Raw genomic sequence first — 10,469 nt, forward strand, 5'->3', positions numbered from 1 at the left:
AAGTAGGCGACAAAAAGTTCAGTGCCCTGAGGCGTGCTCAATGCAGAACCGCGTCCACGGCCGCGCCTCGAGCCTACCCTCGGCAATCGACCCACCGCACACCTCGCAGAGCCCGTAGGTCTCGGAGGACAAGCGAAGCAGCGCGGCTTCAACCTCGGCAATGCGAGCGTTTACGTCGCCGAGCAGCTTCGCGGACTGAGATAGCTCGAAGGCAATGGTGGAGCCTTCCGGATCATGTTCATCGTCAACGTTGGAATCGCGGCGCAGTTCGCTCGTTGATGTGATGTCAGCCGTCATGGCTGCGCGGGCTGCAACTGAGGCGGCCAGCTCCCGCTCCAGAACGGACCGGGTAGCCTCAGCGCTGATCGACACCCAGCAGCCCGAGACTCTCGTGGATCCTGGCACGCACCGTTTCGGCCGGCAAACCGAGGCGCTCGGCGATGTCCCGGTACGTCAGTCCGTCGAAGTAGATCATCTGCAGCAATTCCGCGTGCTCCGGTTTCACCGTGGCGGAAGACCGCATCTCGGTGAGGGCCATCCGGCGAACGAGTCCGATGAGCCAGGCGCGTGGTGAACCCAATGATGGCCGGTACTCTCCCGCGCACTCCCAGACCCTGAGGTAGGCGCGCTCCAGCAGAGCACCGTCTGCCTCAGGTGTTGGGAGCAGCTCCTTGGCCAGTGCATACGCACACGGGGCGGTTGCGACGTAAAACTGCGCAAACGCGGATCGGTCGCCGTGCGATATCCGCAGCAGAAGCGCAGCGAGCCCCGTGGAATCGTCTTCCGCAACCATGAGACCTCTCCAGCGTCAGATAATAAGCCTACTTATTTAGCGTAACTTGAAGGCAGGTTCCCGGCCAGCCCCTAGTCAAGCAGTTCCCCAATCCTGCCGAACGCCACGCGGGATTCCCGGAGCCAGGGCAGCGCTACAAACACGTGGAACGCACCCGGGTAGCGGTGCACCGTAACCCGCCCGCCGGCGTCGTTCATCCGCTGCTCGAACAGGCGGGTGTCGGCCATGCAGATGTCGCGGGTGCCCTGATGAATGTGAACCGGCGGGAGCGCGGCGAGCGCAGCGGGTTCGGCGAACACGGGGCTGAGCAGGGGCTGGCGGGCATCCTCGCCGTCAGCCCACCACGAACCAGCCTCCACCGCGCCGGGAACCGCGAGCATCGGATCAACCCGCTGATACGCCGCTGACTCGGGGTTGGTGCCGGTGATGTCGAGCCAGGGCGAGAAGAGCAGCAGCTGCCCCGGCGGTTTCAGGCCCTCCGCCGCGAAGTGGAGAGCCTGCCCTACGACGAGGCCTCCGCCGGCAGAGTCCCCCGCAAGAACGACGACGGCGGGATCAGTCTCCGCGATGATGTCCCGGTAGACCTCGGTAAGGAACGCGTACGCCTCGCGGAACGTATGTTCAGGAGCGAGCGTGTATAGGGGCACTGTGACGGTTGCCCCGGTTCGGCGGATGAGTTCACCGATAATCCACCAGTGGGGGCGCACCAGTTCGTTGATGTAGGTGCCGCCGTGGGTGTAAATGATGCGCCGACCGCTCGGGTGCTGCTTCCGCGGGGTCAGGGTGATCACCCTCGTCCCAAGAATGGAGGACTCGCTCACCTGACACAGCCTGCGCAGGCTACGGGGCGGTTCGGCTGGCCGCGGATACTGGCGGGCGAGGTGCTTCCTGCGCATCCATTCCGCGGAAAGGTACCGGCGTTTGGTCGGCGTGAGGCCCAGCAGCAGACAGGCTGCCCGCATTGCGAAGCTACCGTTTTCTTTGCCTTTGGCAAGAATATCCACCATCTCTTTACCCTAGGCTCTAGCGCGCCGCCCCCACCGATCCCTAAGGTGAACGAATGGGAAATCAACTTCATACGAGCCTGCTTCACAGCTGGCAGGGCAGCGACGATCCTGCGCGCCTGGATACCGCAACCATCAACCTCGAACCGGACCGGTTGAGCTCCCACGGTACTTCCAGAACTGACGACTACGCCATGAGCTGGGCGCTCACCACTGCGGACGGCTGGGTGACGCGCAGGCTAACGGCAACCGTCCACGGCCGCGGCTGGAGCCGGCATCTGGAACTGGAGCGGTCCGACGACGGCGAATGGTCCAGCACGTCGCACAGTTCCGGTGATTGCCCGCTTCCGGCACCGGGCATCGATGACCCGTCCACCCTGGCAGGCGCCCTGGACTGCGACCTTGGGCTTTGCCCAGTCACCAACACCATGCCGATTCTTCGCCTGAACCTTCACTCCGAGGAGCTGGCGCCTGCAGATGAAACTTCCATGACCATGGCCTGGGTTGAGGTACCAAGCCTTCGGGTGATCCGCAGCCAACAGATGTACACCCACCTGCGCGCACCCTCCGGCGAGCGGAACGGCGTCGTGCTCTACAGCTCCGACAACCGCGGATTCACTGCGGAAATCGAAATCGACCCTGACGGGATCGTGGTCAACTATCCGGGCCTGGCTACCCGTATTTCCTGACAAGCTCCTGATTCACTGAGCGTTTTCGGTTAGCTTCCTCACGTTTTGACCCATGAGCGGCGGCCTCACCTAACATGCCCGGCCGCTCTAGTACAAGGGCCTACGGTGGAAGGATGCCCACTTCTGCTCCCGCCCAGTCCGGACCCCCCGGTTCCGCGAAAACTACAACCGCTCCCGCTCGTATGAACGGCGCCCTCGATCGTCCGGTCTTTTACACGTCCCTGGTGGTCGTGCTGGCGCTGGTGATTCTCGGTGTGGTCTTTCCCGCCGGCTTCGCCGATGTCACCAGCAGTGTCCTCGATGGATTGGTAACCAACTTCTCCTGGGCTTTCGTTCTGACCGCCACCGGTTTCGTGGGTTTCGCCGCGTTCCTCGCTTTCAGCAAGTACGGCCGCATCCGCCTGGGCAAGGACGACGAGAAACCCGCCTTTTCAAGGGCATCCTGGATCGCCATGATGTTCAGCGCCGGAATGGGCATCGGGCTCATGTTCTACGGCGTCACGGAACCGATCTCGCACTACCTGACCCCACCCATCGACGGTGTGTTGCCCGGCAGCGACGCCGCTGCCCGCCAGGCAATGAACTACACACTGTTCCACTGGTCGCTGCACCCTTGGGCGATTTACGCCGTCGTCGGACTGGCACTCGCTTACTCCGCGTTCCGCAAGGGCCGCGGGACGGGGTTCAGCGCGGCCTTTGCGCCGCTTTTCCGCGGCCGGACCGACATCAAGGCGCTCCGGGCGATCGACGTCTTCGCGATCTTCGCAACCCTGTTCGGATCCGCTACTTCCCTAGGCCTCGGCGTCGTACAGATCAACGGTGGGCTCACCGAGGTCTTCGGCATTGAGAGCAACCTCTGGGTCCAGGTTGGCCTCATCGCGGTACTCACGGTGTGCTTTGTCGTTTCGGCGGTCAGCGGCATCTCCCGCGGTATCAAGTGGCTGTCCAACGGCAACATGATCGCCGCCCTGGTGCTGCTTGCCTTCCTGTTTGTTGTCGGCCCGACGGTGTTCATCCTCGAACTGATTCCATCCTCCGCCGGAAACTACCTCTTTGCCCTGCCCCAGATGGCAACCCGGACCGGGGCGTTCGGCGGCCACGAGTGGCTTGCCGGCTGGACCATTTTCTACTGGGCGTGGTGGGTTTCCTGGACACCTTTTGTCGGCTCATTCCTGGCGAAGATCTCGCGTGGACGGACCATCCGCGAATTCGTCCTCGGCGTCGTCGCCGTGCCGAGCCTGGTCAGCCTCGTCTGGTTTGGAGTCTGGGGCGGAACCGCGATCACCGCGCAGAATAACGGCGTCGACATTGCAGCCGCCAACGCGGAAAGCCAGGAGTCGGCGATGTTCACGCTCCTGGCCGAGTATCCGCTGGCCGCCGTGACATCGATCCTTGTGGTGTTGCTGATTGCGGTGTTCTTTGTCTCCGGTGCTGACGCCTCGTCCATCGTGCTCGGTTCGCTGTCCTCCTTCGGTGCGGAACACCCGCGGAAGTGGCTGACTATCCTGTGGGGAGGAATGACAGGTGCGGTCGCCGCAGTGCTCCTGTTCATCGGCAGCCTCGAAGCACTGCAAACCCTTACGATCATCGCTGCAGCACCGTTCCTGCTGATCATGATCGGTCTGAGCGTTGCGCTGATGATGGACCTCCGGAAAGACCCGGCAATCGTCGGGCCGAAGCGTCGTCATACGCCGGTCGCCCCGGAGCCGGATCCTGGACGGCAGGCCGAGGATCTAGGAACCGCCGAAGAAACCGCCGCGGCGGCCGCCGCGAGGTAGGCGCTCCCCTGGGGTCCTAGACGGTGGAATCGCTCGCTGCCACGTGGGGCTGTCCGTCAGGAGCCTGGAGGTCGGGCAGTTCGAAGGTGAAGGTGGTCCCCTTCCCCAGTTCGCTGCGGCAGTGAATTTCGCCGCCGTGCTCTTCAACAATCGACCGAACAATGGCAAGCCCAAGCCCGACGCCGGGAATCGCCGCCTGGCGCACCGCCGTCGTCCGGAAGAACTTGGAAAACACCTGCTCCACGTCTTCCGGGCTCATGCCCATGCCCTGGTCCTCGACCTCGCACACCACGGTACCGGGCATACGCTGCGCTCGCACTGTCACCGTCCCACCGGACGGCGAGTACTTCACCGCGTTTGAGAGCAGGTTGTCGAGCACCTGCCCGACGCGCGCCGGGTCGCAACGGGCGATCAGTCCCTGCGGCACTTCATTGACGATGACGACGCCGGTCTCCTTCGCGCGGGTCGTGATCGCGCCCGCGGACTCTCGGGCAATCTCACCGAGGTCGGATGGAACCGGGGATACGTCGGTGGTGCCGGCAGCGATTGCGAGGAGATCATCCACCAAACGCCTCAACCGAGTGACGTTGCGCCCGATGATGTTCAGGCCGCCCTTAATGCTCGGCGGTGGCTCCTCGTCGAGCATGATCTCGAGGTAGCCCACGATCACCGTAAGCGGCGTGCGCAGCTCGTGCGAGACCATTGCCACGAACTCCTCCTTGGCGTTCAGCGCATCAACGAGGTCGGTGACGTCATTGAACGCGATCACCGCTCCTTCGCGGGTGCCTGCTTCATCGAGCATTACCCGCGCCGAAGCGGACAAAACCCGTTGATCCGGCGCCTTCCCGACCCGCACCAGGTAGTCGGAGAAAGTCTCACCGTGGACGGCGAGGTAGGCGGGCCGCTGTTCAGCCGGAATGGGGGTGACGCCGTCGCTCTCGAAGAGCATCAGGTCCTTCTCGGCGGCGTCATCCACCCCGTCGGGAAGCCCCGCCTGGTGGATCTCGTGCTGGCGTCGGTTGAAGAGGATGTCGTGACCGTCGCTGTCCACCGCAAGAAGCCCTACGTCCACAGTGTTCACCGTAGCGTTGAGAAGCCGCTCCCGCTGAGCGCTGCGCCGCAGGATGCTCTGTAACGCGTGATCCTTTTCCTCCATCGCCTTCTGCTGGTCCATCATGCTCGCCGTCATGACCCTGATCGTCACGGCGACGGCGAAGATGATGACGGGAAGCAGCACGGACTGGGTGAGGTCTCCGACCGTCACGTCCGGATCGGTGAGGAAAAGTGGTACCCAGATCATCGCCAGCGGACCGAAGAAACTCACCGCGAGGCAAAGCCGCGGATAGAGGCCGGAAGCGCAGAGCCAGACCACAGGGAACACGGACATGAGCCCGATTCCCAGCACTTCTGTATTCGCCCCGAAGCGCAGGAACCCGACCGGGATGAAGTTCAGCACCGGGATGATCAGAAACAACCCGTAGTGCACGCGGTCCCACGGAATGAGGACGCACAACGCGAGGACGACGGCGCTGATCACCATTCCCCACTGGTAGGCGCCGCTCGCCCAAACCTCCGGTTGGAAGAAGATGCTGCCGATTGCCAGCGCCCCTACGGTGATCGACATGGGAGCCTGGCTGAGCAGCACTCTGGCGCGCATGGACATCTCGTGGAACTGACGGGTGTTGAACGTCAGGTAGGACAGAACGTTGTCCATCGCGCGGTTGCTCCTCCCAGTCAACGGCAGGATCACCATAAGGCCGCCTGCCGACTGCCTCCACTCTATAGAGACGTCCGGCGCCTGACATCAGTCGAGGCGCCGGAAGCAGAAAACCAGGTAAAAGCTGCCAGCTGAATGTTGCTAGGCGCCGGCCTGGGCCTCGACGTGCGCCGTCCGGGAAACCGACACCATCTCTCCCCTGGGAACAACCTTGATACGTTCGCGCACCACGCCGTCGATCTCGGTTGCCGCGTCGCCCAGCGCGCGCTCGTGCGCATCCAGCGCCAGCCAACCCTCCCACGTGGTGTACTGCACGCCGCGCGATTCGAGGAGTTCGACGACGGCGGCATCCTCCGGCGCGCTGGCGACCGGCAGGTTCCCCAGGTCCTCAAGCAGGTAGGTGATCGTTTCGAGAGCGTCGCCCTTGGTGTGACCGATCAGCCCGACCGGACCACGCTTGATCCAACCTGTTGCGTACACGCCCGGCACGTGGGTGCCTGAAGCGTCCAGGACGCGGCCGCCGTCGTTCGGGATGACGCCCCGGTTGTGGTCGAACTCGACCTCCGGAAGGGCTGACCCGAAGTAGCCCACCGCACGGTACACGGCCTGCACCGGGTAGTCGATAAACTCGCCGGTGCCCACGGCGTTGCCCGTGCCGTCAAGCTCGGTGCGCTCGAACTTGATGCCGCTGACCAGACCGTCCTCACCGAGAACCTCAACCGGATTGTGCAGGAAGTGCAGGTGCAGGCGGCGTGACGCGGTCAGTTCGGAGAGGTCCTCAGGCTGCTCGGCGATCCAGTTGGTGAGCGTTCCCACCATGGTCTTGATCTGGTTGTTCGTCTGGATCTGGCGGTCGGATTCGGCGTCGAACTCGAAATCTTCCGGGTAGAGCACAATGTCGACGTCGCGGGAATGGGACAGTTCGCGGAGCTCAAGCGGGGTGAACTTCACCTGGGCCGGGCCGCGGCGGCCGAAGACGTGGACGTCGGTCACCGGCGAGGCCTGGAGCCCCTGGTAGACGTTGTCGGGGATCTCGGTGACGAGCAGGTCCTCGGCGTGCTTGGAGAGCATGCGCGCCACATCGAGGGCCACGTTCCCGTTGCCGATGACCGCTATTTCCTTCGCTTCGAGCGGCCAATCGCGCGGGACGTCGGGGTGCCCGTCGAACCAGGACACGAAGTCAGCTCCGCCAAAGGACCCCTCAAGTTCGATGCCCGGGATGTTGAGGTCGGCGTCCTTGATGGCGCCGGTGGCGAAGATGACGGCGTCGTAATGGGCCTGCAGGTCCTCCATGGTGAGGTCCGTGCCGTACTCGACGTTGCCGAAGAACCGGATGTCGCCTCGGTCCAGCACCTTGTGCAGCGCGTTCACGATGCCCTTGATGCGCGGGTGGTCCGGCGCAACCCCGTAACGGATGAGGCCGTACGGTGCCGGGTAGCGGTCATAAAGGTCGATGCTGACCGTCAGTTCACCCGAGGCAACGGGCGCGGACTTGGTCAGGATGTCGGCGGCGTAGACTCCGGCCGGACCGGAGCCGACGACGGCGACACGCAGCGCACGCTTGTGGGAGAAGGAGGTGGGTTGCGACACGGCTGTGTTCCTATTCTTCGTCTTTTTCGAAAGGTCTTGGTAGTTAGTTGGCGGGCCAGTGCGGCGAGAGGGTGACCACGTCACCGATGACGACGACGGCGGGAGACTTGACTCCGCGCGCCCCGGCAAAATCGGCGATGGTTGCGAGCGTTCCGGTGGTGACCCGCTGCGAGTCCATCCACCCGTTTTCGATGATGGCCACCGGCGTGGACTCCGAGCGCCCTCCGCTGATCAACGATTCGGTGGAATTGCGCAGCAGCGAGACACCCATCAGGAGCACCAGAGTGTGGTCGCTGCCCGGAGGAATGAGCCCGGCCTGCTGGGCGATGTCCTCATGTCCGGTGATGACGCTGAAGCCCTTCGCCACTCCCCTGTGCGTCACGGGGATGCCGGCCGCGGCAGGTACGGAGATGGCTGAGGTGACACCCGGCACCACTTCGACGGGTACGCCGTGGTCGCGGCAGTACGCCTCTTCCTCGCCGCCGCGCCCAAGCACATAGGGGTCCCCGCCCTTGAGCCTGACCACACGGTTGCCGAGCAGAGCCTGCTCAACGAGGATCCGGTTGATCTCGTCCTGCGGCACCGGGTGGTGACCTGGTAACTTCCCTACCTCGATGACCTGCACGTCTGCGCCCAGCCCGGGGATCAACGCGCGCGGACCGAGGCGGTCAGCGACGACGACGTCGGCCATCGCCAGCAGGCGCCGCCCGCGGGTGGTGATCAGTCCTGCGTCGGCAGGTCCGCCGCCCACCAGGGCGACGGAGCCAACGGCACCTTCCACAACCCGGTGACGGCGCAAGGGCAGTTCGCCGGAATCGAGTGCGGCCGCAACGCCGTCGCGCAGGGCCGCTGCCCGTTTGGGATCACCGTTGGTGTTCACGGCGACGACGACATCGTCCACCTTCGCAACCGCGGGAACCCATGCACGGGACTGCCTGTGATCCCCGCCCTTGACGCACCAGACCCGGGCCTCGTCGGCATCGGCCGCAACGCGGTCCTCGACCGCAGGGGACCCGGAGTGGCTGAGGACCAGCCACGCGCCGTCGAGGTCGGACGTTACGTACTCACGCTGGAGCCACTGAAGCTTCTGTTCCCGGGCCAGGTCGGTGATGTCTTCGCAGGCATACGGCGCGACGACGGTGACCAGCGCGCCGGCCTCACACAGGGCCGGGATGCGGCGGGCCGCGACGGGGCCACCGCCGACGACCAGGACCTTCCGGCCTCGCAACTGCAGTCCGAGTGGGTACGTCATCGCGATCCTCCGATCAGCAGGCCGCGGCGCCGCAACAGGCGACGTTCCAACGGACCGAAGATGAGCAGTTCCACCACAATTCCGATAAAGAGGATGAGCAGGATTGCCGCGATGACTGTGGCCATCGAGGAGAACTGACGTCCCTGGTCCAGCAGCGCACCAAGTCCGAAGCCAAGGGTTCCGCCTGTTGCGATGATTTCTGCAGCCATGAGTGAGCGCCATGAGAACGCCCAGCCCTGCTTCAGCCCGGAGACGTAGCTGGGCAGCGCAGCGGGGAGGATGATCCGGGTGGCCAGTTGCCACCGGTTTGCACCGAGCACGTGCCCTACCCGGCGATGCTGGTCAGGCACATGGTCAACTCCCGCAATGAGTCCGTTGGTGATCGACGGGATAGCACCCATGAGCACCACGAAGTACACGGTTGCATCGCTGAGACCGAACCAGATCACGGCCGCTGGCACCCACGCAACTGAAGGCAGCACCTGCAGGCCTGAGATCAGTGGCCCAAAGGCGCCGCGCAGGATCCTGCTCTGGGCGAGCAGCAGACCGAGCGGTGTTGCGATAACGACGGCGATTGCAAAGCCCACGACGCCGCGCTGCAGACTCGTGAGGACGGTCTCGACCGCGTCGCCGTTCTGCCACAGCGTGCCCAGGGTACCGAACACGTCGGCGGGACCGGGAAGCTGGTCCGGCCGAGGCCGGGCAATCCAGACGTACATCTGCCAGGCGTAGAGGACGGCCACCAGAGCGGCCACCGGCAACAAGGCCTTGGTGATACTGGCCTTCCAGGAGGACTGGACGCGGGTCTCCTGCTGGAGGGCGTCAAGGCCCTTCTCGAGGGCGCGGTCGTCTTCGGTGGTGAGTTCAGCTGGAAGCGGTTCCACATCATTGATCGATGTTGGTTCCTCCTCGCGCCTGGCGAGTGCCTGGTCAGGCTGCATGGCGGCGGATCTCCTTCCGGAGCTCGGCGGTGATTTCCGCGGTCAGAGCCGTTGGACCCTGCTCTTCTTCAAGGCCTGTCACACTCCACTCCGCAACCACCCGGCCTGGACGTGATGACATCAGCAGCACGCGCTGACCCAGCCGGACCGCCTCCCGCACGTTGTGCGTAATGAAAACGATGGTGCGGCCGGTTTCACGCCAGACTCGTTGCAGCTCATCGTGAAGCAGGTCGCGGGTGATGGCGTCGAGCGCCGCGAACGGCTCGTCCATGAGCAGGACGTCACGGTTCTGTGCGAGCGACCGGGCAAGGGCCACGCGCTGGCGCATGCCGCCGGAGAGCTCATGCGGACGCTTATGTGCGGCATCGGCCAGGTGCACCAGTTCGAGCAGGCGAAGTGCCTCGCTACGCCGCTCCGCTTTTGCTGCGCCACGTAGTTCCAGCGCGAGTTCGACGTTGGCCAGCGCGGACAACCAGGGGAAGAGCGAGGCGTCCTGGAACATGAACGCCGCCTTCGGGGAGGCGATAGTGCCCGACGTCGGCTCCTCAAGACCCGCGATCAGGTTCAGCAGGGTGGATTTACCGCAACCCGATGCACCCAGGAGGGCAACAAACTCGCCCTTCGCTACGCGCAGGTTTACGTCCTCGAGCACCAGCGGGGAGTCGGCCGAGAACTGCTTCGACAATCCCTTGATCTCGATCTGCG

10 protein-coding genes are annotated in these 10,469 nt (G+C 64.3%); 2 read left to right on the forward strand and 8 right to left on the reverse strand.

The window, feature by feature from the left end; translation table 11 throughout:
• Window positions 1-18: 18 nt before the first annotated feature.
• The 3 genes from ACWA1U_RS16710 to ACWA1U_RS16720 all read right to left on the reverse strand — a co-directional run bounded on the left by ACWA1U_RS16710 (window position 19) and on the right by ACWA1U_RS16720 (window position 1,800).
• Window positions 19-372 (reverse strand): TraR/DksA family transcriptional regulator, encoded by a 354-nt coding sequence (locus ACWA1U_RS16710; protein ID WP_463723263.1) that lies wholly within the window; start codon window positions 370-372, stop codon window positions 19-21.
• Entirely contained in the window at window positions 356-793 is a 438-nt protein-coding gene (locus ACWA1U_RS16715) for a sigma factor-like helix-turn-helix DNA-binding protein (RefSeq protein WP_463723264.1), read from the reverse strand. Before ACWA1U_RS16715 ends, ACWA1U_RS16710 begins: the two co-directional genes overlap by 17 nt.
• Window positions 794-864: 71 nt before the next feature.
• Window positions 865-1,800 (reverse strand): alpha/beta hydrolase, encoded by a 936-nt coding sequence (locus ACWA1U_RS16720; RefSeq protein WP_463723265.1) that lies wholly within the window; start codon window positions 1,798-1,800, stop codon window positions 865-867.
• Between the two features lie 53 nt (window positions 1,801-1,853).
• Between ACWA1U_RS16720 and ACWA1U_RS16725 the strand changes: the two genes are divergently transcribed.
• Together ACWA1U_RS16725 and ACWA1U_RS16730 are read left to right on the forward strand one after the other, a co-directional pair.
• Complete coding sequence (locus ACWA1U_RS16725; protein WP_463723266.1) at window positions 1,854-2,486, forward strand: putative glycolipid-binding domain-containing protein; 633 nt, start codon at window positions 1,854-1,856, stop codon at window positions 2,484-2,486.
• 113 nt (window positions 2,487-2,599) lie between these two features.
• Window positions 2,600-4,264, forward strand: coding sequence for a BCCT family transporter (locus tag ACWA1U_RS16730; RefSeq protein ID WP_463723267.1), 1,665 nt, complete (start codon window positions 2,600-2,602; stop codon window positions 4,262-4,264).
• A gap of 16 nt (window positions 4,265-4,280) precedes the next feature.
• On the opposite strand, the gene ACWA1U_RS16735 is transcribed toward ACWA1U_RS16730, so the two are convergent.
• The 5 genes from ACWA1U_RS16735 to ACWA1U_RS16755 form a co-directional block, all read right to left on the reverse strand.
• Window positions 4,281-5,978: a sensor histidine kinase gene (locus tag ACWA1U_RS16735; protein WP_463723268.1), complete on the reverse strand. Its 1,698-nt coding sequence runs from the start codon at window positions 5,976-5,978 to the stop codon at window positions 4,281-4,283.
• 144 nt (window positions 5,979-6,122) lie between these two features.
• Window positions 6,123-7,571, reverse strand: coding sequence for an FAD-dependent oxidoreductase (locus ACWA1U_RS16740; protein ID WP_463723269.1), 1,449 nt, complete (start codon window positions 7,569-7,571; stop codon window positions 6,123-6,125).
• 43 nt (window positions 7,572-7,614) lie between these two features.
• Entirely contained in the window at window positions 7,615-8,823 is a 1,209-nt protein-coding gene (gene cobA, locus ACWA1U_RS16745) for a uroporphyrinogen-III C-methyltransferase (RefSeq protein ID WP_463723270.1), read from the reverse strand.
• Entirely contained in the window at window positions 8,820-9,764 is a 945-nt protein-coding gene (locus tag ACWA1U_RS16750; protein WP_463723271.1) for an ABC transporter permease, read from the reverse strand. The genes cobA and ACWA1U_RS16750 overlap by 4 nt, the downstream gene beginning before the upstream one ends.
• Window positions 9,754-10,464, reverse strand: coding sequence for an ABC transporter ATP-binding protein (locus tag ACWA1U_RS16755; RefSeq protein WP_463725076.1), 711 nt, complete (start codon window positions 10,462-10,464; stop codon window positions 9,754-9,756). Before ACWA1U_RS16755 ends, ACWA1U_RS16750 begins: the two co-directional genes overlap by 11 nt.
• Between the last annotated feature and the right edge of the window lie 5 nt (window positions 10,465-10,469).

Source organism: Arthrobacter sp. TRD_SC_6 (genome assembly GCF_055361185.1).

Coding starts and splice junctions, on each gene's coding strand:
- ACWA1U_RS16715 (WP_463723264.1), bottom strand. CDS start 793: ATGGTTGCGGAAGACGATTCCACGGGGCTCGCTGCGCTTCTGCTGCGG.
- ACWA1U_RS16720 (WP_463723265.1), bottom strand. CDS start 1,800: ATGGTGGATATTCTTGCCAAAGGCAAAGAAAACGGTAGCTTCGCAATG.
- ACWA1U_RS16725 (WP_463723266.1), top strand. CDS start 1,854: ATGGGAAATCAACTTCATACGAGCCTGCTTCACAGCTGGCAGGGCAGC.
- ACWA1U_RS16730 (WP_463723267.1), top strand. CDS start 2,600: ATGCCCACTTCTGCTCCCGCCCAGTCCGGACCCCCCGGTTCCGCGAAA.
- ACWA1U_RS16735 (WP_463723268.1), bottom strand. CDS start 5,978: ATGGACAACGTTCTGTCCTACCTGACGTTCAACACCCGTCAGTTCCAC.
- cobA (WP_463723270.1), bottom strand. CDS start 8,823: ATGACGTACCCACTCGGACTGCAGTTGCGAGGCCGGAAGGTCCTGGTC.
- ACWA1U_RS16750 (WP_463723271.1), bottom strand. CDS start 9,764: ATGCAGCCTGACCAGGCACTCGCCAGGCGCGAGGAGGAACCAACATCG.